The organism is Pseudomonas sp. LBUM1655, from assembly GCF_059716085.1.
Map to the genome: position 1 here is coordinate 1,236,003 of NZ_CP166801.1, position 21,311 is coordinate 1,257,313.

Annotated in this window: 14 protein-coding genes and 1 pseudogene; 6 read left to right on the plus strand and 9 right to left on the minus strand. The window is 56.8% G+C overall.

The features are described from left to right. Positions 1–91: 91 nt before the first annotated feature. The 9 genes and pseudogenes from ACA074_RS05400 to ACA074_RS05440 all read right to left on the minus strand — a co-directional run bounded on the left by ACA074_RS05400 (position 92) and on the right by ACA074_RS05440 (position 13,351). Positions 92–535, minus strand: coding sequence for a hypothetical protein (locus ACA074_RS05400; RefSeq protein ID WP_497678566.1), 444 nt, complete (start codon positions 533–535; stop codon positions 92–94). After that, positions 532–3,048: pseudogene (locus tag ACA074_RS05405) on the minus strand (RHS repeat-associated core domain-containing protein); the annotation flags it as partial. The gene ACA074_RS05400 and the pseudogene ACA074_RS05405, both read right to left, overlap by 4 nt. 270 nt (positions 3,049–3,318) lie before the next feature. Then, positions 3,319–3,765 (minus strand): SMI1/KNR4 family protein, encoded by a 447-nt coding sequence (locus ACA074_RS05410; protein ID WP_497678567.1) that lies wholly within the window; start codon positions 3,763–3,765, stop codon positions 3,319–3,321. 199 nt (positions 3,766–3,964) lie between these two features. Next, complete coding sequence (locus tag ACA074_RS05415; protein WP_497658738.1) at positions 3,965–4,276, minus strand: hypothetical protein; 312 nt, start codon at positions 4,274–4,276, stop codon at positions 3,965–3,967. A 465-nt stretch (positions 4,277–4,741) separates the two neighbouring features. After that, positions 4,742–5,065, minus strand: coding sequence for a DUF7716 domain-containing protein (locus ACA074_RS05420; protein WP_497658739.1), 324 nt, complete (start codon positions 5,063–5,065; stop codon positions 4,742–4,744). A gap of 12 nt (positions 5,066–5,077) precedes the next feature. After that, positions 5,078–9,934, minus strand: coding sequence for an RHS repeat-associated core domain-containing protein (locus ACA074_RS05425; protein ID WP_497678568.1), 4,857 nt, complete (start codon positions 9,932–9,934; stop codon positions 5,078–5,080). Beyond that, positions 9,931–10,671, minus strand: a complete 741-nt coding sequence (locus tag ACA074_RS05430) for a DUF4123 domain-containing protein (RefSeq protein WP_497678569.1) — start codon at positions 10,669–10,671, stop codon at positions 9,931–9,933. The genes ACA074_RS05425 and ACA074_RS05430 overlap by 4 nt, the downstream gene beginning before the upstream one ends. After that, the gene (locus ACA074_RS05435) at positions 10,661–12,703 is read right to left on the minus strand and encodes a type VI secretion system Vgr family protein (RefSeq protein ID WP_497678570.1); all 2,043 of its coding nucleotides are present in this window, start codon (positions 12,701–12,703) and stop codon (positions 10,661–10,663) included. The genes ACA074_RS05430 and ACA074_RS05435 overlap by 11 nt, the downstream gene beginning before the upstream one ends. 132 nt (positions 12,704–12,835) lie before the next feature. Next, positions 12,836–13,351, minus strand: coding sequence for an Hcp family type VI secretion system effector (locus ACA074_RS05440; RefSeq protein ID WP_007919523.1), 516 nt, complete (start codon positions 13,349–13,351; stop codon positions 12,836–12,838). A gap of 526 nt (positions 13,352–13,877) precedes the next feature. Between ACA074_RS05440 and ACA074_RS05445 the strand changes: the two genes are divergently transcribed. Genes ACA074_RS05445 through ACA074_RS05470 form a run of 6 tightly spaced genes read left to right on the plus strand, consistent with a single transcriptional unit; the run spans position 13,878 to position 21,264 of the window. Continuing rightward, positions 13,878–15,500 (plus strand): methyl-accepting chemotaxis protein, encoded by a 1,623-nt coding sequence (locus ACA074_RS05445; protein WP_497678571.1) that lies wholly within the window; start codon positions 13,878–13,880, stop codon positions 15,498–15,500. After that, the gene (locus ACA074_RS05450) at positions 15,500–16,036 is read left to right on the plus strand and encodes a chemotaxis protein CheW (protein ID WP_497678572.1); all 537 of its coding nucleotides are present in this window, start codon (positions 15,500–15,502) and stop codon (positions 16,034–16,036) included. Before ACA074_RS05445 ends, ACA074_RS05450 begins: the two co-directional genes overlap by 1 nt. After that, positions 16,033–17,304 carry a CheR family methyltransferase gene (locus tag ACA074_RS05455; RefSeq protein ID WP_497678573.1) on the plus strand — a complete coding sequence of 424 codons (1,272 nt, stop codon included), beginning with the start codon at positions 16,033–16,035 and terminating at the stop codon, positions 17,302–17,304. Before ACA074_RS05450 ends, ACA074_RS05455 begins: the two co-directional genes overlap by 4 nt. Continuing rightward, positions 17,301–17,984 carry a chemotaxis protein CheW gene (locus ACA074_RS05460; protein ID WP_305441605.1) on the plus strand — a complete coding sequence of 228 codons (684 nt, stop codon included), beginning with the start codon at positions 17,301–17,303 and terminating at the stop codon, positions 17,982–17,984. The genes ACA074_RS05455 and ACA074_RS05460 overlap by 4 nt, the downstream gene beginning before the upstream one ends. Next, complete coding sequence (locus ACA074_RS05465; protein WP_497678574.1) at positions 17,981–20,257, plus strand: hybrid sensor histidine kinase/response regulator; 2,277 nt, start codon at positions 17,981–17,983, stop codon at positions 20,255–20,257. Before ACA074_RS05460 ends, ACA074_RS05465 begins: the two co-directional genes overlap by 4 nt. Continuing rightward, entirely contained in the window at positions 20,254–21,264 is a 1,011-nt protein-coding gene (locus ACA074_RS05470) for a chemotaxis response regulator protein-glutamate methylesterase (RefSeq protein ID WP_401272107.1), read from the plus strand. The genes ACA074_RS05465 and ACA074_RS05470 overlap by 4 nt, the downstream gene beginning before the upstream one ends. Positions 21,265–21,311 lie beyond the last annotated feature (47 nt).

The following is a 21,311-nucleotide window of genomic DNA, read 5'->3' on the forward strand; positions in this document are numbered from 1 at the left end:
TTTCTCTCGGTGGTATTAGGCTAATCGTATCATCCTCTTTAAGCGTTATTAATGCCTAGTAAAAAACCTAGTCTGCCCTGGTTTGACGTTTTTAATCGATTTGTTTAGTGGGTTGGAAAGGGAATGTTTCTCCAGAAATAATTAGGCTGGAATGTACTAAGGTAATGTTTTGAATGCTGTTAATTACAAGCTTTAAGTTTTCGGAGTAGGGGAATAGTGACTCTAATAAGTCAAAATATAAATAATCTTTTATCAGGGTTGCGGCCAATGCAGGGTGGTGTTTGAATAATTTTGAATAATTTGGATAGCATAAGTGCTCCAGCTCAGGTATATCCGAAATCTCTTGCTGTTTGTCATCCGCTTCGCATTGTTGGATAAAAGCGTCGGCGTGGTTTAGGAAGAGCTCTGGGATCTCGCTAAGACTTATTGTGAGTTCGAATGTTTTTGTTTCAAGGCTAATGCTCTCCCCAAAGCCAAGGCTCCTATAACCAACAAGGCGTGGGTCAGTAAGCTCTCCTGATGATTTAAATATCATGGTGTTGTTCCTGGTGGTAGCAGAGTAATTGTTCCATCTTTTTCAAGTGTGATGGAGCCAGAAGGTTTGTATTCTTGTCCTGCTTTTGGATCAAGGCCGGAACGAGTTCCTGAACGTTGGAAAAATTCTTCGGGAGATTTTATTTCTTCAATGTTTGCAGTTTTGTTTCCCGGAACAATTCTTGTCTTTTCAAGCGATAAGAATCCATCTTGACCCTCAAATTTACTCTCAAGCGCTTTTACATGTTTACCCGCTTGGTTTGCATTGAGGTGCCCGAATCCGACATCAAGATCGCTGCCAGGAAGATGGTCACCTCTCACTCTGCTCCCTCCAATCACTACTGAGGTACCTTTCTTATAGGAGTCCTCAAGTATCATCCGAGCCTGCTCCTTCGGCAGACCTGGAAGATGCTCTTGTAAAAATGCAGCTTGCTCTTCTGGGCCGGAAGTTTTTATTACCGTTTTTTCAGGATATTTATTAAATACTGATTTTTCAGTCCATTTTTTCGGTGGTTCCGCATCTGGACATTGTCCAGGTACGCAATTTAATCCCAATGGATCCACCCACCCGGTAGGGTTGGGCACGTACTGGTAGTTATTCAACCCACCCGCAAGTTTGATCGGATCCGGTGTCAAAAACCGTCCTGTTCCCGGATTGTAGTAGCGGTGCCGGTTGTAATGTAACCCCGTCTCGGCATCGAAATACTGGCCCTGGAAGCGCAGCGGATTATCGATTTCGCTGACGTCCAACGCCGCAAGGTTTCCGTAGGCCCGATATTTCGCCGACCACATGATCTCGCCGCTGTAATCAGTGAGTTCCTGCGGCGTGCCGAGGTGGTCGAGTTGGTAGTAAAACGGCGTGGCCTTGCGCGGGCCTTCGCCATCGAGCATCGCAAGCGGGCGGAAGCTGCCGGGCTCGTAAATGTAGCTGCGATAGCGATTGTCGGCGCTTTCCGCGATCAATCGTTCGCCCTGCCACAGAAATTCGGTGGTATGGCCGTCTACGGTTTTTTCGATTCGGCGTCCGAAGGCGTCGTACTTGTAGCTGGCGGTACTGCCGCCGGGCAGGCTGACGCCGATGAGGCGGTGCTGGCAGTCGTAGCGGTATTCGGTGACGAGTTTTTGGCCGGAGCCGCGACGTTCACGGATCAGGTTGCCATAAGCGTCATAGTCGTAATGGCGGTCACCCTGCATCAGCAGGCGGTTGCCTTTGACGTTCGCGAGGTTGGCTGTGCCTTCGTTGTTCTGGCCCAGCAGATTTCCCGCCGGGTCATGGGCAAAGCTTTCTGGTGTGGCGCCGCGAACGCTGATCAGCCGATCCAATGGATCGTAGTGATAGCTGCGGTTGCCTTTACGACTGTCGTCAATGCCGGCCAGGTTGCCGTTGGCATCGTAGTTGTAGCGGCGATGGAACAGGTTTTTGTCCCGCTGGCCTACGCTGTGCGCTTGCAGTCGGCCCTGTTCGTCGTACTGATATTGGCTGAGCAGCAGGCCTTGCTGGCGTTGCTGTTCGCGACCGGCGCTGAACTGGTGAGAGGTCAGGCGTGAACCGTTAAGGTCGATGCTGCTCAGACGTCCGCCGGACAGGTGACGGTAATCGAGCGTACTGCCATCCGGTAGGCGGCAGTGGCTCAATTGGCCGACGCTATCGTATTCATAACGCGTCGTACCCCAGCCTTGGTGCTCGGTGATCAACCGGTCCTGCACGTCATATTCGTAAGCAAGCGGCCAGTGACCGTCGTCGACGTTGACCAGGCGACCTAGGGCGTCGTAGCTGTAGTGGATTTCCTCGCCGTCGGGCAGGGTCTTCACCAGCAGGCGACCAGAGTCATCGCGCTGGTACTCGCTGATCAGTTCGCTGCCGTCGTCGCCGAACTCGGTTTTCTTCAGCAGTTGACCGTTGAGGTCGTACTCGTAGGCGGTGCGGCGACCGTCGAAACCGGTTTCCTGCTGGATCAGTCCGTTCGAGTAGTAGTCGAGCTGATAGCGTTCGCCGCGCTCGTTCTCAATCTCGGTGAGGTTGAGTTGTGAGTTCTCGTAGCGGTAGCGCAGTTGGCTGCCGTCCGGATTGATGCGGCGGCTGACCAGGTGAAGGTTGTCGGCGTACTCATAGCGAGTGATGCGTCCGAGTTCGTCGCGTTCGGCGGTGACCCGGCCATACGGGTTATAGGTGAAAGCACGGGTGGCGCCGCCGGGCAGGGTGACTTGGGTCAGACGATCAGCAGCGTCCCATTGGTAATGAGTGATGGCGCCGAATTCGTCCTGCCGGGTGATTTGCCGGCCGAGTGCATCGTAGCGGTACTTGCGCTGACCACCGTCCGGCAGGCGTTCTTCGAGCAATTGACCAAGGTTGTTCCAACCCAGTTGATGGCGGCTGCCGTCGGGGTAACGAATTTCCAGCAGTCGGCCCTGACGGTCATAGCTGTAGTAGGTTTCGTTGCCGTCCGGGTCGGTTTGTTGGGTGATGTCACCCTGACGGTTGCGCTCATATTTCCAGCGCGCCTTGCCACGATGTTTGCGGGAGCTACTTTTTCAACAGAATCCGCCTTACACCATCTAACGGGTCAAGAAGGTACTAAGCTTCAACGGAAAAATAAATTTTTTTCATCTAAATGGAATTGTTGCGCCCCACCATCGTCGTACTTTTACGGTTCGGCTAAGGTTGCTTGGTAAATATGCAAAGTTTGGAGGCGGAGAAACAGAAAGCTGTTCGGGGATAGACCGCAATTAGACAATAGAATGTGGAATGCCCCCGGGGCTTATCAGGCAACTCATGGTTGAAAGTTAGGTTATAAGTTCGACGTATTCTTCAAAGAATGAATAGAAATTTTCCGCTATTTTCTTAGACGGTTTGCGCTTAAGCAGATCGTAGCTAATGACCTGTCCATTTCCCGTGGGACCGCAATCAATTGCCCAGCATACTTCGTCATCTTTTAAATAAATTGCGGCAAAATGACTAGGTAATTCAAACTCTGAACGGCAGTACATGGTGCTGTAATTTACAGTTCCGCCGTTATCTAGAGTTGCATCATTATTCTCAATTCCGCATATTTCTGAGTCTGCTGCGCCACCACCACCGCATACACTCAAGAAGTCAACGAAATCTTCAGGCAGCTTTATGCCTAGAATATTCTCGAGTTTTTTAATTTGCTCGGCAGTGGCGGGGCCGAGCCAAAATGTTACTTCGTCGGAGTTATCGAGTTTCGTTATCAAGTCTTGGTATTTATGCATGGTTCTGTTCACTCAAGGAGAAAATAAATCTGTCCCTTTTCTGAACTTCAGAAAAAGAAAACGTGGTCTGTCCGCCGCTTACGCATTGGTAGGCGTTGGCAGGTTTCACGTAGACACGATTGTTTTCCTGCTTGGATTACACCATCACTTCGATGCCAGTTGAGCCCTGCCTGCTGGTGTAATACCGAACTCGAGTTGGTCAAAATATTATTGTATCTACGTTGCCAATGTGTGCTGTTAATTTTTCACGGAAATCCGTTTCGCTGGTAAAGTTAGTATTGTCAATCATGTTAAGGAACCAAGTCGCGTCTAAAGCTGTGAATATTTCAAGCCATTCTGGTCTTTTAGCTTTCGATTCAGGCATGTCGTTCGCGGCAAAGCCGTGGCCTTTGCCTTCGGATAAATAAAAATAGTTATCTGCGAAGGAGTAGCCTATAACCTTTGGCCAGTTTGAGCTATGCGGGAGATTTGGCTCCATATCCTTACTAGCAATCACATAAAAAGTTCTCATTTTTTTTCCGGAAGTACGTCGAGTTTGTCGAAGTTTACTTTTTGCCCATCTAGATGGAGTTGTTGTGCTCCGCCATCGCCATATTTTTTATATGCCTCAGCTAAAGGCTCTAATTGGGATTTGTCAGTATCACCCTTCCAGAACGGAACTCGTGCTCTCGGCTTCCCATCAGTGTAGAGTTGCAAGGTATCAAACTCTGCCCTAATGCGCGCATCACTCCATGAGCCAGGCCCGTTTTCGTCCGGCCCATGCTCAGGCCCTTTAACCTGAAACGCATTCCGTGCCTCTTTCCCCGTTTCATGTTTTTCGAAGCCGAAGTAGGTTACCCCCTGACTCTTTGTTTCTATTGCATCCTGACCCCATTTATTGCGCTATCAAGAGAAGGTTTCCAGCATTTCCGCAGCCCTTACGCATAAAGCTCTGAAAATGAAATGGTGCTTTGATTAATTTTATATTTTTAATATTTTAGCTCAGCTTAATAAAGCTGTCGTTATTAAAGTAGAAGACAAATGCTTTGTAAGCAGTATCAATGTCATATGATGCGGACTGTTCCTTTAGATTTTTTATGATAGATGATAGGTCATCGCAAAGTAGGACGTAGCGGTAATTTATTTTTGACATTTCTGTCGGATTGTCATCGGAGTCGTAGCTTTCGAAGTTATCTGGATTTTCGATGATTGCTTCGCAGTTTAAACTCCACTCCTCTTTGTTTTTTGGTAAATACAATGCGTCTTCCCAGTCTAGGTTTTCTGCATCAGAGAGAACATTAGCAAATTTTATCTTTTTCATTTGATTCACCATTTATTTTCGACCGCCTCCCCAAAGCTCCATCCCACCTTTCTGTCCTGGATGCAGAACATCAGCAACCGCCCCTCCAGATCTATGCTGCGCCGTAGGGATGAGCTGCAAAATTCCTTCTCGATAGGCGTCATGATGCCAGGTTAGTAAAGGATGTGGCTTAGACCTTGCGTGAGCGCCTTTCGGGCCTGGGCTGACTTTGTCATAGATACCAGGATACAAACTTTCCATATGATCTTTGTAGACAGGATCATTACTCATAGTGTTGTAGAGCTGTTTATTACCCTCTTGAAAGTGGGAAAGATCACTTCTTCCAGGATAGTGAACGTCTTTTTCCAACGTAGCCTCATAAGCGACGCTGTAGTGAGGACTGGATTTGGGGCGGCCACTTGCATCCGTCGCAGGAGGTTCACACTCAATAGCCGTTAATCCCAACGGATCCACCCACCCCGTAGGGTTAGGCACGTACTGGTAGTTATTCAACCCCCCAGCAAGCTTGATCGGATCCGGTGTCAAAAACCGCCCTGTGCTGGGATTGTAGTAGCGGTGCCGGTTGTAATGTAACCCCGTCTCCGTATCGAAATACTGACCCTGAAAGCGCAGAGGGTTGTCTATTTCGGCGATGTCCAAGGTGGCGAGGTTGCCATAGGCACGGTATTTCGCCGACCACATGATCTCGCCGCTGTAGTCGGTGAGTTCTTGAGGTGTGCCTAGGTGGTCGAGTTGGTAATAGAACGGCGTGGCCTTTAGTGGACCCTCGCCGTCGAGCATCGCCAAGGGGCGGAAGCTGCCAGGCTCGTAGATGTAGGTGCGGTAGCGATTTTCAGCGCTCTCGGCAATCAGGCGTTCGCCTTGCCACAGAAATTCAGTGGTGTGTCCATCGACGGTTTTTTCGATACGACGGCCAAACGCGTCGTAGTTGTAGCTTGCGGTGCTGCCACCGGGCAGGCTGACGCCAATCAAACGATGCTGGCAATCATAGCGATATTCGGTGACCAGTTGCTGGCCGGTACCACGGCGTTCGCGACTAAGGTTGCCGTAGGCGTCGTAGTCGTAATGCCGGTCGCCTTGCATAAGCAGGCGATTGCCTTTGACGTTGGCGAGGTTCGCAGTTGGCAGATCGCTTTGGCCGAGCAAGTTGCCGGCCGGGTCATGAGCGAAGGTTTCGGGGGTGGCGCCGCGAACACTGACCAGGCGATCAAGAGGATCGTAATGGTAGCTGCGGTTTCCTTTGCGGCTGTCATCGATGCCGGCCAGGTTGCCGTTTGCATCGTAGGCGTAGCGGCGCTGGAACAGGTTGCGATCCTGCTGACCTACGGTGTGCGCCTGAAGTCTTCCCTGTTCGTCGTATTGATATTGGCTAAGCAGCACACCTTGTTGACGCTGCTGTTCGCGGCCAGCGTCGAACTGGTGCGTAGTCAGGCGCGAGCCGTTGAGGTCGATGCTGCTCAGGCGACCGCCGGACAAGTGGCGGTAATCGAGTGTGCTGCCATCCGGCAGGCGGCAGTGATTGAGTTGGCCGACGCTGTCGTACTCGTAACGCGTAGTGCCCCAGCCTTGGTGCTCAGTGATCAGGCGATCTTGTACGTCGTACTCATAGGCGAGGGGCCAGTGGCCGTCGTCAACGTTTACCAGGCGACCCAAAGCATCGTAGCTGTAATGGATTTCTTCGCCATCAGCGAGGGTTTTCACCAGCAAGCGGCCAGAGGCATCGCGCTGATACTCGGTCACGAGCTCACTGCCGTCGTCACCAAACTCGGTTTTCTTCAACAGTTTGCCGTTGAGGTCGTACTCATACGCGGTACGACGCCCGTCAAAACCAGTTTCCTGCTGGATCAGCCCATTTGAGTAGTAATCGAGTTGATAGTGTTCGCCGCTTTCGTTTTCGATATCGGTGAGCAGCAGGCGTGCGTTGTCGTAGCGATAACGTAGCTGGCTGCCGTCCGGATTGATACGACGGCTGACCAGATGAAGATTGTCGGCGTACTCATAGCGGGTAATGCGCCCCAGTTCGTCGCGTTCTGCAGTGACGCGGCCGTATGGGTTGTAAGTGAACGCACGGGTAGCGCCGCCGGGCAGAGTGATCTGTGCCAGTCGATTTGCAGCATCCCACTGGTAGTGGGTGATTGCACCGGTTTCAGCCTGACGTGTGATTTGTCTGCCGAGCGCATCGTAGCGGTACTTGCGCTGGCCGCCATCGGGCAGACGCTCCTCCAGTAATTGGCCGAGGTTGTTCCAATCCAGTTGGTGACGGCTGCCGTCGGGATGGCGGATCTCCAGCAGGCGTCCTTGGCGATCATAGGTGTAATGCGTCGAGTTGCCGTCCGGGTCGACTTGCTCAGTGATGTCACCCTGGTCGTTACGCCAGTAGATCCATTTGGCGGTACCGCGATTCACCACACGGACAAAGCCCTTGTAGTACTCGTAGGTGGTCGGCGCGTCTTCTGGTGGTATCACCGCGATCAATCGACCAGCTTCGTTGTACTGATACTCCGTAACCGCCCCCATCGGGTCTTTTTCGGCGATCAGTCGGCCTTTGTCGTCATAGGCCTTTAAGTGCTCGGCACCGTCCGGATCAACTTTGGCGACGAGTCGGGCCTTGTCGTCGTGGGTATAGACCTCTTCGCTGCCATCGGCGTTGGTAACGGTGACGCTGCCTTTGTCATCCCACGCGTAGTGAGCATCCATCTGAGAGAAACTGGCCCAGTGATGGATGCAGCGTGCGGACTTGCCTTCCTTTTCCCACTCCCAGTAAAAGCTTGCGCCTCCGGCGAGTTGCCGCTCAAGAATGACGTTTTGCTCGTTGTAGGCATAACGCTCGGAATCTCCGAGAGCGTTGGTGGCTTTGATCAATCGATGTTGAGCATCGTATTCATAGGTGGTCAGCGTCTGGACGTTGTTCCAGGCGTCTTCGAGATTGTCCGCCGGTAGGAACTGCTGATAGTCGATGGCGACAATGTGCTTGCGGTCGTATCGGACAAGCAGGGCACGACCAGCGCCGTTATCCACGCGCTTGATGCGCCCATGTATGTCACGAGTGATGTGCAGGCGATTGTCGTAGTTGTCGCTGATGGCGATCAACGTCGCGCCTTTGCTGTTGAAGCGGAAGTGATAGAACAGCGGCTTTTCGCCGGCCTGAGTCAGTACGAGTTCGGACGGATCGTCGCCAATGAAGATGGCCGCTTCCGAAAGGCTATTGGTGATTGCCGGGCGCTGTTCGCTCGGCATCGGAAAAGTGGTGACCCGGTTTTCGTGATCGGTCCACACGACCTCGTCGCCGTTGATGTCCACCCGCTGAGCGAGGGCGTGACTCCATCCATAACCTAGACCGCAGTCAATTTCGGCTGCGCTAGTTCGGTAGAGACGAGTCCAGATGAACGGCAGCAGGCCACCGAGTTCACCGTCGGTAATGGTTAGCAGTTCTTCACCGGTGACCATCGATACGGGGCAATTGTTAGTACAGGTTTCCTTTGCACTGGTTGCACTTTTATCGTCCGGGGTTTTCGACTGCGTAGATACGTCGTCGACTTTTTCCTCCGGCTGAAGCGTATGTTTGTTTTGTTTCTTGTCTCGCGGAAACGAGGAGGCATCCTTAACCTCCTGCTTCGGAGTGTCCGCCGTTTTAGGCAACGGACTCTGAGCAGGTTTTTGCGCCACCTGACTACGCGGTGCCTCCTTCGGTGCTTGCGGTTTAGGTGCTTCAGCGACGGCTTCATCGATCTTCAATGCGGCCGTTTTAGCCGGCTTCATCGGCACGTTTTTCGCGCTGGCGATAATTGGCTTCGACACTTCTGCATGCGCGGGCAGGGCGTGCTTGTTGCTGAGTGTCATCAGGGTAGAGGCAAGATCGTCCAGGTACTTGATTGCTTCACCCGATTTGACCGTGTCGATGACTTTTGTCCCGGCTCTTACAGCCAATCCAGCGCCACCTGTCAGGCAGATACCCAACAATACGTTGATCAGAAACTCCGAAGCGATCGCCGTCATAACGTCGACGATGACCTGCGGCGGGAGCATGCCGACCCAAGCCACGATCGCCGATACATAGATGAACATCAGAGGTTCGTCGCTAAGGATCAGCAACCCTGAAGCGATGGACTCTTTCGATGCGGCGTATAGCTTGTCGATTTCGACGTCCGACAGGTACTTTTTCAGCTTTGCGTAATTTTTCCTCGGATTGGCGAGCAGCTCGAATAGGCTTTTGATGTCATCCCATAGACGAAGCAGAGCCTGCTCAAAACCGTCTAGGGCCCGTTTGAGCAGAATAACTGAGCGCCCGGCACGATCCGCCGTCGAGTAACTCGCCCATTGCGGCTGAAACTTGCTCGACCATTCGCTCTGCAGCCAGCCATCAAGCTTGCCGATAACGCCTTGATAGGAGTCATAAAGCGCCTTGACGTCGCTCTTGGATACGTTGGGGAAAAAAGTGATGCGATAGGTCTGGCCTTTCTTGGCACCTTCAATCACTTTTATACCGCTCGGGCCGATCATGGTTTCGATGACGGGTCCGGTAACGTCGTCGTAAAAGGTGCCTTTGGTGACCGGCTCCAGCTTCACCGGGGTATTGCCTATCGGCACGAATCGCGCCGACTCGAACATGTGAATCAGCGTGAAGTCACCCACCAGAGGGCAGGTCGCATAGGTTTCCACAGCACCTGTTTTGGTTTTGCGTTTAGTGACGCTGACCTCGTTGCCGACCTTGAAGGTCTGGTCGACGTCCAGTGCCCAGCCACTCCAGAAGCCGTCTGCCCATTCCTTGTAATCGCTGAGGCAGTTTTTGAAGTCTTTGAGAATCAGGCTCACGTCAGGCGCTTTGGCGTCCAGCACACGCAGGACCAGGGTACCAATCGGGGTATTCATGACGTGACTTCCTTTGTCAGCTGTGCGGCGAGACGCTCTGCCATATCTTCTGTGTTTGGGTTCTGGCGCACAAAGCGCTCGACCTTTATGCGCAAGTTCGCTTCGGGGAACTCGAAGTACAACTCGGGACAATCTTCTGATAGCCACTGCATCAGGTTCTCGACAACGGTGGTGTGATCCTTTTTCGCGAGGGCATCCAATAGCGTTTGGGGAATCTCCCACCAAGGCCACTCTTTTGCGGGTGGTACCGCTCTTCGGCCGACTTCGAGAATTTGGCCGTTAATCAGGTACCGCTGGAACACTGGCAGCAGTTCACCTGCTGAGGCACCTAACCCTTCGATGATCGGATGAAAATGTCGACCATCCCAGAACCTGAAAAACACTTCAGTCGCGTCCGGCATTTTTACCTGAGTCAGGCTGCGCAAATGCTCAAGTACCGTTTCCGGCGCGCTGGTGGATACCGCTAGCCAACCCCAATCCAATGCATCAGTTTCGGTAATCCATTGCAGAAAACTGGCATTGGGACTGATTTCGGCGAGATACGGCATTACGGGAAGCCAATCGGCGTAAGGCGTTCCACTCCAAATAGGCTGCAGTTGTGGTGCGGCATCCTGTTGATAGAAAGGCTTGAGCGGCTCGGCGTCGCTCGCCGCACTGATAACCAGATACAAACGCTCGCCAGTCTGCAGCGGCTGTTGTGCCAGCCAATCCTTGGGCGTAATTCGATCAGATGGCACAGGCACCTGCCTTACATTTTTCGCATTCTTCGCAGAATGGTGCGTTGCGTTTGAGGGTGTTGATCTGGGCCGGGGTCAGGATCTGTCCGGCATTGTCGGCGTCGGCCTGCTTCAGCACGCCGGGCATCAGCGGGGCCGCGCCCGTGCCGCTGCCGGGGCTGCCGCCGGAGTTCATGTTGATCACCGGGCCGCTCATGGTCACGCCGCCGGCATCGATCTTGATGAAACTCCCACCGCCGACTAGCGTCAGTTCCGCGCCGGCTTCCATCACCACTTTCATGCCGCTGCTCAGGTGGATTTCCTGACCCGCGTCGATGAATTGGCCGGTGCCGATCTTGATGTGCTGATTGACGCCCACGGTGAGGTGATCATTGGCCCGTGCCTCGACTTTACGATCGGCATAAACCGTGTGGTGCTCTTCGGCCTTGAATTCCGTGTAGCTGTTCTTTTCAACGGTGTCGTGACGTTCGTTGCCGACGCGGATTTTCTGGTCGTGCTCGACGTTCTCGTCCCAGTCGCGCTGGGCGTGCAGATAAATCTGCTCCTGACCTTTTTTATCTTCGATGCGCAGTTCGTTGTAACCGCCGCCACCCATCGAGCTGAGGGTCTTGAAGGTGCTGCGGGTCTTGTTCGCGGGCAGGGCGTACGGGACGGTGTTTTCCTTGTGGTACAGGCAGCCGCTGATCAGCGGTTGGTCGGGATCGCCTTCAAGGAAGGTGACGAGCACTTCCATGCCGATGCGCGGGATGGCGATGCCGCCGTATTGGGCGCCGGCCCAGGCGCTGGATACACGCAGCCAGCAGCTGGTTTTGTCGTCGGCCTGGCCTTCGCGGTCCCAGTGGAATTGCACTTTGACGCGGCCGTACTGGTCGCAGTGGATCTCTTCGCCTTTCGGGCCGGTGACCACGGCGCTCTGGCTGCCGAGGATGCGCGGTTTCGGGTGGCGCAGCGGCGGGCGGTTCGGCACGTCCCAAGGGGTGGCCTGAAAGCGGTTGCGGTAGCCCTGGTGGAAATCGTCTTTCAGCGCGGTGGTGTCGCTGGTCACCGACTCTTCCAGTACTTGCGGCTGTTTGCCTTCGTGGAGGACTTCGGTCAGCAGCCAGAGGTCGTTCCACTTGGCTTTCGGGTGCGCGGTCAGCGCGAGGAAGTGGCCGCTGACCAGCAACGGCTGATCGCTCTTGCCTTCAGCCAGTTGGAAGTCGCTGCGGTGGCGTTCGAGGGCGCGTTTGGCCAGGTGCTTGCCGCGTTCGCGGTCGATGAAACGACCCGGATAATCGTAGTCTTCAAGATCGGGCAGGGCGTCGCCACGGTTTTCGCTTTCGAGGGTGATGCGTGGTTTTTCGAAGTCGTAGTCGCGGCGGGTGGTGCGGCTGGTGCGGGTTTCCAGGCGCAGGTCGAAGCGCTTGATCACCGGGTCGTTGGCGACCATGCCGGAGTCTTGCTGGTAGGCCACAGGCTGGAGTTTCGGGAACACCGTCTGGTCATCGCCGAATACCAGTTTGTGTGCCGTCGCCGTGTGCTGGAAGTGGTAGTGAATGCCTTCTTCTTCGCACAGGCGCTGGATGAAATGCAGATCCGACTCGTCGTACTGCACGCAGTAGACGCGCTCGGGGTAGATGGAGCCGGTCTGGAAATCGTAGGCGTTGCTCTGGATGCCGTGTTCTTCGAGGACCATGCCGATGATTTTAGGCACGGTGAGGTTCTGGAAGATGCGCTGGTTGACGCGGTGCGCCAGGTACGACAATTGCGGGCGCAGGGTCACCGAATAACGGGTCAGGCGTTTGCCGGAGTCACCTTGCGCGGCGCGATAAATCTGACCATGGATGCCGCTGCCGTCGGGCGACAGTTGCAGGAAGGCCGGTTTGTGCAGCAGGGTTTCGAGGTCCAGCGACGGCTGCTCACTGACCAGCTCCACCTCAAAGACAAAAGGCTGGCTGATGGCTTCCCGACCTTGCAGGGTAAACACCTGAAAATCAGCGGAAAGCCCTTCGATGGTCAGGGCAAAGTGGGTTTCATTGGCCGGCGCGAACATCCCTTGTTCCTCGTGCTGTACAGCGGCGCTCGTCGACGCCCGCAAAAGCGGGTCAACGTACGCGAAATTCTGGAGGGGCGTAAACAACATCGACCAGCAGAGCTGGCCGATGCTTGTAACGATCAGCCGTAATTAAACGACTGGAGCACGCCAGTCATCGGAACCCGAAGTACCGGATACTTCGTGGGTCCAGGTGATTTTACGGTAGGTGAACTGCACTTCTTCCAGGTGGGTGAAGTGCGAGTTGCCTGGATCCTGGCAGTTGTGCATTTTGTTGTTGATGGCGACGATGATCGCGTCTTCCAGTTTGGTGGTGTAGTAGTGCTCTTGAGTACCTTGAGCCGAAGTACGGAACCACTGGATAACGATTTCGCTCATGCGCTCGCCGGAGGTCAGAGCGGCTTGCAGCAGAGGCGAAGCCTTGTCGTAGACCTTAGTGATCACAACTGGCTTGTGAACGCGCTGACCGGTTGGCTGACCGGATTGTGGGTCACGCGGGATGATCACGTCGTGGCTGAAAGCCTGAACCATAACCTGGTCTTCGTGGCCTTCCTGGTAGGTGTTGCCAACGGAGTCGGCAGTGAAGGCGCCGGCAGTGATCAGGCCTTGTTTTTCGCCGGTAACCGACATGTACGCTGGTGTTGCCATGGGATGCTCTCCTTGCGGATAAATTTAGGGTGCCCGGGAGGCGAAATCGCCCGGTGGGTGCCTGACTGTTATCAAGGAGCGTGCCAGGTTTTGCGAAGCCCCCGGCATGTGGGGGTTAAGCGGATGTTGGAGGCTAAACGTAGGATGTTTGGCCGTGGTTTGGGGGCAAAAGTGCGCAAGAAGTTGCGCAGTACTGCGCAACTTCTTGCGCACTTGGCTGCAGGCCATGAATGGCGTGAGCTGTAGCGATTTTAAGGGCGAAATATTATGAGCATGTGCGCAACTTCTTGCGCATCATGGCTCATTGCCTTGACTGGGCAAAAGCCACCGGTTTGGCAAATGACCGATCCAGCGCCCCTTTCTGCCAATCCGTCACTGGTCAGCCGCACCCCGGCTGCGGGAAAGTCCCCAGCCAGAGCCTGCGTTACCGAGCTCAGACAGGCCAAAGGGTTAAAAAGCGTCTTATAAATGAAACAGCGCCCTCGGCTATACTCCCCGCATTTCGAATCAGGCACGAGGAATCACTGTGAAGAACTGGACGTTGCGCCAACGCATTTTGGCGAGCTTTGCGGTGATTATCGCCATCATGTTGCTGATGGTGGTCGTCTCGTATTCACGGCTGTTGAAGATCGAAGCCAGCGAAAACAGCGTGCGTGACGACGCGATTCCCGGCGTTTATTACAGCTCGATGATCCGTGGTGCATGGGTCGACAGTTACTTGCAGACCCAGGAACTGCTCGGGCTGAAGGAAGGGCAGGGCATCAGCAGCGAAGATGCGGCGGACTACAAATCATTCGAAAACCGCCTGCAGGAGCAGATGGCCAACTACCGCAAGACCATGGCCACCGACGAGGACCGTAGCGAGTTCGCGGCCTTCGAGAAGTACCACGATGTCTACATGCAGATTCAGGATCAGGTGCTGAGCCTGCACGGGCGCAATCTGGAGGCCGATGCGGTCAAGTTGTTCAACGAGAAACTGACTCCGGCCTGGTACAGCGGTCGGATGAAACTCAACGACATCATCGGTGAGAACAAGAAAGTCGCCGATCAGGCCATGGCCAACATCGATGATGCGGTGGCTGCGGCGAAGGTCAGCATGTTTATCTCGTTGCTGGTGGCCGTGCTGGCGGCCGGTGCCTGTGGTCTGCTGTTGATGCGCGCGATCATGGCGCCGATGAACCGCATCGTGGAAATCCTCGAAATCATGCGCACCGGCGACTTGAGCAGCCGTTTGAACCTCGACCGCAAGGACGAGTTCGGCGCCGTGGAAACCGGCTTCAACGACATGATGACCGAGCTGACCGCGCTGGTGTCCCAGGCACAGCGCTCGTCGGTGCAAGTGACAACCTCGGTGACCGAGATCGCCGCGACTTCCAAGCAACAGCAAGCCACCGCGACTGAAACCGCCGCCACCACCACCGAGATTGGCGCGACCTCCCGAGAGATTGCCGCCACTTCGCGGGATCTGGTGCGCACCATGACCGAAGTCTCCACCGCCGCCGATCAGGCTTCGGTGCTCGCCGGCTCCGGCCAGCAAGGCCTGGCGCGCATGGAAGACACCATGCACTCGGTGATGGGCGCCGCCGATCTGGTCAACGCCAAACTGGCGATCCTCAACGAGAAGGCCGGCAACATCAATCAGGTCGTGGTGACCATTGTTAAAGTGGCCGACCAGACCAACCTGCTGTCGCTCAACGCGGCGATCGAGGCCGAGAAGGCCGGTGAATATGGCCGTGGATTTGCCGTGGTCGCCACCGAAGTGCGGCGCCTGGCGGATCAGACCGCCGTCGCGACCTATGACATCGAACAAATGGTTCGCGAGATCCAGTCGGCCGTGTCGGCGGGCGTGATGGGCATGGATAAGTTCTCCGAAGAAGTGCGTCGCGGCATGTCCGAAGTGCAGCAGGTCGGCGAGCAGCTGTCGCAGATTATCCATCAAGTGCAGGCGCTGGCGCCGCGGGTGTTGATGGTCAACGAAGGCATGCAGGCACAGGCCACCGGCGCCGAGCAGATCAACCACGCGCTGGTGCAGTTGGGCGACGCCAGCAGCCAGACTGTCGAGTCGTTGCGTCAGGCCAGTTTCGCCATTGACGAACTGAGCCAGGTGGCCGTCGGGCTGCGCAGCGGCGTTTCGCGATTTAAAGTCTGATGAGCGAAATCATCGCCAAACGCAGCGTCGCGCAGGTGGCGAAGAGGGCGTTGTTCCTGCTGTTTCGCATCGGCAGCGAGCGCTACGCGTTGCGCGCCACCGAAGTGGCCGAGGTGCTGCCGCGTCTGCCGTTGAAACCGATTGCCCGTGCGCCGCATTGGGTTGCCGGAGTGTTTGCCTATCGTGGCGCGGTGGTGCCGGTGATTGATCTCAGCGCGCTGACGTTTGGCCAACCTGCCGAGGCACGCACCAGCACGCGTCTGGTGCTGGTTCACTATCGCCCGGACGAAGCACAACCGGCGCAATGGCTCGGGCTGATTCTTGAGCAGGCCACCGACACTTTGCGCTGCGATCCAGAAGATTTTCAGCCCTATGGCCTCGACAACCTTGAAGCACCGTACCTCGGCCCGGTGCGTGAAGATGCGCAAGGGCTGGTGCAATGGGTGCTTGTCAGTGACTTGCTCGATGATTCCGTGCGCGGGTTGCTGTTCCCGAATCCGCCACGGGATTCGGCGCAGCTTGAGGCGCAGTCATGAGCGGCGATCAGCGCTTTTTCGACTTCCTCAAGGAGCGTATCGGCCTCGATGTCACGTCGGTGGGGCCTGCGATCATCGAACGGGCGGTGCGTCAGCGCACCACACTTTCGCAGTCCGCCAATGCCGCCGAATACTGGCAACTGCTGCAAGGCTCGCTAGATGAGCAACAGGCACTGATCGAAGCGGTGATCGTCCCCGAGACCTGGTTTTTCCGTTACCCGGAATCTTTCGCCACGCTGGGCAAACTGGCGCGCAAGCGCCTCGGCGAGCTGAACAACATGCGCGCCTTGCGCATCCTCAGCCTGCCGTGTTCCACCGGCGAAGAGCCGTATTCAATTGCCATGGCGTTGCTTGATGCAGGTCTCAAACCGCATCAGTTCAAGGTCGACGGCATGGACGTCAGCCCGATCTCGGTGGAAAAGGCGCGACGCGCGCTGTACGGAAAAAACTCGTTTCGCGGCCAGGATCTGGACTTCCGCGAGCGGCATTTCACGCCTGAACAGGACGGCCATAGGGTCAACGAAAACGTTCGCGAGCAAGTGCGTTTGCAGGTTGGCAACGTGCTTGATCCCGCGTTGTTGGCCAACGAGCCAGCCTTTGATTTTGTGTTTTGCCGCAACCTGCTTATCTATTTCGATCAGCCGACTCAGAAGCAAGTCTTCGAAGTGCTCAAGCGCCTGACCCATGTTGACGGCGTGCTGTTTATCGGCCCGGCCGAGGGCAGTCTGCTCGGGCGGCTGGGCATGCGTTCGATCGGCATCCCGCAGTCGTTTGCGTTCAGTCGCCACAGCGAGCCTGTGCCTGAGCCGCTGCCAATCCCCAAACCCGTTCCGTTGCCCGTCAGCCAACCGCTGCGCAGTGCGCCGCCACCGCCGGTGCGCAATCGGCCGTTTGCCCCGGTGACACCATTGCCGACCACCAGCAAAAGCGAAAATCCCGACGCGGCAACGTTGTTGGCCAACATTGCTGCGCTGGCCAACGAAGGCAAAAGTGCCGAGGCCCGCGCCGCGTGCGAACAGTATTTGCGCAGCCACGAGCCGGTGGCGCAGGTGTTTTACTGGCTTGGCCTGCTCAGCGATGTCGCCGGCCTGACGCTGGAAGCCCAGGGTTTTTACCGCAAGGCGTTGTACCTCGAACCGCAACATCCCGAAGCGTTGATGCACCTGGCCGCCTTGCTGCAAGCCCAAGGTGACAGCGCCGGTGCCCGACGATTGCAGGAGCGTGCCGCGCGTAGCGGGCGCGCCGCCGACAGTGAGCGTAAACGATGATCCCGTCCGACACCTTGAACGTCACCCACGAAGACGCCCGGGCCATCGATGATTGCTGGAACCGCATCGGCATCCACGGCGACAAGTCGTGTCCATTGCTGGAAGAACACATCCATTGCCGCAACTGCTCGGTGTATTCCGCCGCCGCCACACGCCTGCTTGATCGTTATGCCTTGCAACAGGATGAGCGCGACCCGGTGGCGATCGCAGTCGAAACCGAGCTGAAAACCCGTTCGCTGCTGATGTTCCGCCTCGGCGAAGAATGGCTGGGACTGGCGACACGCAGTCTGGTTGAAGTCGCGCCGATGCAGGCGATTCATTCGTTGCCGCACCAGCGCTCGCGGGCCTTGCTTGGTGTGGCGAATGTGCGCGGCGCGCTGGTGGCGTGCCTGTCGCTGGTTGAACTGCTTGATCTGGATGGCAACGCGGCCCCGGCCAACGGCGGGCGGATCATGCCACGCATGCTGATCATCGCCGCCAATGGCGGGCCGGTGGTGGTGCCGGTCGATGAAGTCGACGGCATCCATGCGATTGACGAGCGAATTCTCGATGCCGCCTCGCAATCCGGTGCACAAGCCAGCGCCAAATACACCCGTGGCGTCCTGCAATATCGGGGTCGCAGCCTGCGTTGGCTGGATGAAGAGCAGTTGCTGTCCGCCGTGACCCGGAGCCTCACATGACCCCCGAGCAAATGCGCGACGCTTCGTTGCTGGAGCTGTTCAGCCTCGAGGCCGAAGCCCAGACCCAGGTGCTCAGCACAGGGCTGTTGGCGCTTGAGCGCAACCCGACCCAGGCCGATCACCTCGAATCGTGCATGCGCGCGGCGCACTCGCTCAAAGGCGCGGCGCGGATCGTCGGCATCGACAGCGGCGTCAGCGTCGCCCACGTCATGGAAGACTGTCTGGTCAGTGCGCAGGAAGGGCGGTTGTTGCTGCGCCCGGAACACATCGACGCGTTGTTGCAGGGCACCGATCTGCTGATGCGTATTGCCACGCCCGCGAACGCGCCGCAACCGGCAGACATTGAGGCTTATGTCGCGTTGATGGGGCAACTGCTCGATCCGTCGGCATCGCCAGCGCCGGTCGCCGCGCCAGTCATGGCCGAGTTGCAACTCGAAGCGCCGTCAGTGTCCGCGTCTTCTTTGGAAGTTGCGGTCGAGTCACCCGAGCCGGCGCCACGCAACAACAAACGCACCACCGAAGGCGGCGAGCGCGTGCTGCGCGTCACTGCCGAACGCCTGAACAGCCTGCTCGATCTGTCGAGCAAATCGCTGGTGGAAACCCAGCGCCTCAAGCCGCATCTGGCGACCATGCAACGCCTCAAACGCATGCAGAACAACGGTCTGCGCGCCCTGGAAAACCTCAACGTCCACCTCAAGGAACATGCGTTGAGCCTTGAGGCGCAGGAAGCGCTGGAGGATGCGCGGCGCTTGCTCGCCGAATCCCAGCAACTGCTGATGGAAAAGAACGCCGAACTCGACGAATTCGCCTGGCAGGCCAGCCAGCGCGCGCAAGTGCTCTACGACACTGCGCTGGCCTGTCGCATGCGGCCCTTTGCTGATGTGCTCAGCGGACAGGTGCGCATGGTCCGTGATCTGGGCCGCAGCCTCGGTAAGCAGGTTCGGCTGGAGATTGAAGGCGAGAAGACCCAAGTCGATCGCGACGTGCTGGAAAAACTCGAAGCGCCGCTCACCCATTTGCTGCGCAATGCGGTTGATCACGGTATCGAAACCCCGGAGCAGCGTGTGCTCAATGGCAAGCCCGAGGAAGGCTTGATCCGCCTGCGCGCTTCGCACCAGGCGGGGTTGCTGGTGCTGGAACTGAGCGATGACGGCAATGGCGTCGATCTGGAAAAGGTTCGCCGCAGCATCGTCGAGCGTCAGTTATCCCCCGCCGAAACAGCGGCGCAGTTGAGCGAAGAGGAACTGCTGACTTTTCTTTTCCTGCCCGGGTTCAGCCTGCGCGACAAGGTCACCGAAGTGTCCGGCCGTGGCGTCGGCCTCGATGCAGTGCAGCACATGGTGCGCCAATTGCGCGGTGCGGTGGTGCTGGAGCAGACGGCGGGCGAGGGCAGTCGGTTTCATCTGGAAGTGCCGCTGACGCTGTCGGTGGTGCGCAGTCTGGTAGTAGAAGTCGGCGAAGAGGCTTACGCCTTTCCGCTGGCGCATATCGAGCGCATGTGCGATCTGGCTCCCGAAGACATCGTGCAGGTCGAAGGTCGCCAGCATTTCTGGCACGAAGGCCGACACGTCGGGCTGGTCGCGGCCAGTCAATTACTCAACCGTCCGGCCAGCCAGAGCAGCGGGGAAACCCTGAAAGTCGTGGTGATTCGCGAGCGTGATGCGATTTACGGTGTGGCGGTCGAACGCTTCATTGGCGAACGCACGCTGGTGGTTTTGCCGCTGGACGAGCGTCTGGGCAAAGTGCAGGACATCTCCGCCGGCGCCCTGCTCGATGACGGCTCGGTGGTGCTGATCGTCGACGTCGAGGACATGCTGCGGTCGGTGGACAAACTGCTCAATACCGGGCGCCTGGAACGCATCGCCCGCCATGGCAATCAAGCGGCAGAAGTGGCGCGCAAACGGGTTCTGGTGGTCGATGACTCGCTGACCGTACGCGAACTGCAACGCAAACTCCTGCTCAATCGCGGCTACGACGTGGCCGTCGCGGTAGATGGCATGGACGGCTGGAACGCGCTGCGTTCGGAGGATTTCGATTTGCTGATCACCGACATCGACATGCCGCGCATGGATGGCATCGAGCTGGTCACGTTGCTGCGTCGTGACAACCGTCTGCAATCGCTGCCGGTGATGGTCGTGTCGTACAAGGATCGCGAAGAAGACCGGCGCCGTGGACTTGACGCCGGCGCCGACTATTATTTAGCCAAAGCCAGTTTTCATGACGACGCCCTGCTTGATGCAGTGGTCGAGCTGATCGGAGGAGCGCGGGCATGAAGATTGCGATCGTCAACGACATGCCCATGGCGGTGGAGGCCCTGCGCCGCGCGCTGGCCTTCGAGCCGGCGCATCAGGTGGTCTGGGTCGCTTACAACGGCGCCGAGGCGGTGCGTCTGTGCGCCGAAAATACTCCGGACCTGATTCTGATGGACCTGATCATGCCGGTGATGGACGGCGTCGAGGCTACGCGTCGGATCATGGCGGAAAGTCCATGCGCGATCGTGATCGTCACGGTCGATCGTCAGCAGAACGTGCACCGGGTCTTCGAAGCCATGGGCCACGGCGCGCTGGATGTGGTCGACACACCCGCACTCGGCGCCGGCAATGCTCAGGAAGCGGCAGCGCCACTGCTGCGCAAGATCCTCAACATCGGCTGGCTGATCGGCGAGAAGCCCACGCGATCGCGTCCGGCCCCGGCCCCCCAGCGCAGTTCGGCATCGTGCCAGCGGCTGGTGGCGATCGGTTCGTCCGCGGGCGGGCCGGCGGCGCTGGAAGTGCTGCTCAAAGGTTTGCCACGCAGTTTTTCTGCGGCCATCGTGCTGGTGCAACACGTTGACCAAGTGTTTGCCGCCGGCATGGCCGAATGGCTGGCCAGCGCCAGCGGCCTGGACGTGCGTCTGGCCCGCGAAGGCGAGCCGCCGCAGGCCGGCGCGGTGCTTCTGGCCGGCACCAATCACCATATTCGATTATTGAAAAACGGCACGCTGGCCTACACCGCCGAACCGGTCAACGAGATCTACCGACCGTCGATCGACGTGTTTTTCGAGAGTGTCGCCAGCTACTGGAACGGCGATGCGGTCGGGGTTTTATTGACCGGGATGGGGCGCGACGGAGCGCAAGGGCTTAAGCTCATGCGCCAACAGGGTTACTTGACCATCGCGCAGGACCAGCAAAGCAGTGCGGTGTACGGCATGCCCAAGGCAGCAGCGGCGATCGATGCCGCCGTAGAAATCCGTCCACTGGAAAAGATAGCGCCACGATTGCTGGAGATTTTCCCCAAATGAACCGATTTATCCGCAATCCTGGCCCCCGCAGTACTCAGGTGACCGCC

Coding starts and splice junctions, on each gene's coding strand:
- ACA074_RS05455 (WP_497678573.1), top strand. CDS start 16,033: ATGAGCGGCGATCAGCGCTTTTTCGACTTCCTCAAGGAGCGTATCGGC.
- ACA074_RS05435 (WP_497678570.1), bottom strand. CDS start 12,703: ATGTTCGCGCCGGCCAATGAAACCCACTTTGCCCTGACCATCGAAGGG.
- ACA074_RS05410 (WP_497678567.1), bottom strand. CDS start 3,765: ATGCATAAATACCAAGACTTGATAACGAAACTCGATAACTCCGACGAA.
- ACA074_RS05470 (WP_401272107.1), top strand. CDS start 20,254: ATGAAGATTGCGATCGTCAACGACATGCCCATGGCGGTGGAGGCCCTG.
- ACA074_RS05425 (WP_497678568.1), bottom strand. CDS start 9,934: ATGAATACCCCGATTGGTACCCTGGTCCTGCGTGTGCTGGACGCCAAA.
- ACA074_RS05400 (WP_497678566.1), bottom strand. CDS start 535: ATGATATTTAAATCATCAGGAGAGCTTACTGACCCACGCCTTGTTGGT.
- ACA074_RS05460 (WP_305441605.1), top strand. CDS start 17,301: ATGATCCCGTCCGACACCTTGAACGTCACCCACGAAGACGCCCGGGCC.
- ACA074_RS05440 (WP_007919523.1), bottom strand. CDS start 13,351: ATGGCAACACCAGCGTACATGTCGGTTACCGGCGAAAAACAAGGCCTG.
- ACA074_RS05450 (WP_497678572.1), top strand. CDS start 15,500: ATGAGCGAAATCATCGCCAAACGCAGCGTCGCGCAGGTGGCGAAGAGG.
- ACA074_RS05420 (WP_497658739.1), bottom strand. CDS start 5,065: ATGAAAAAGATAAAATTTGCTAATGTTCTCTCTGATGCAGAAAACCTA.
- ACA074_RS05415 (WP_497658738.1), bottom strand. CDS start 4,276: ATGAGAACTTTTTATGTGATTGCTAGTAAGGATATGGAGCCAAATCTC.
- ACA074_RS05465 (WP_497678574.1), top strand. CDS start 17,981: ATGACCCCCGAGCAAATGCGCGACGCTTCGTTGCTGGAGCTGTTCAGC.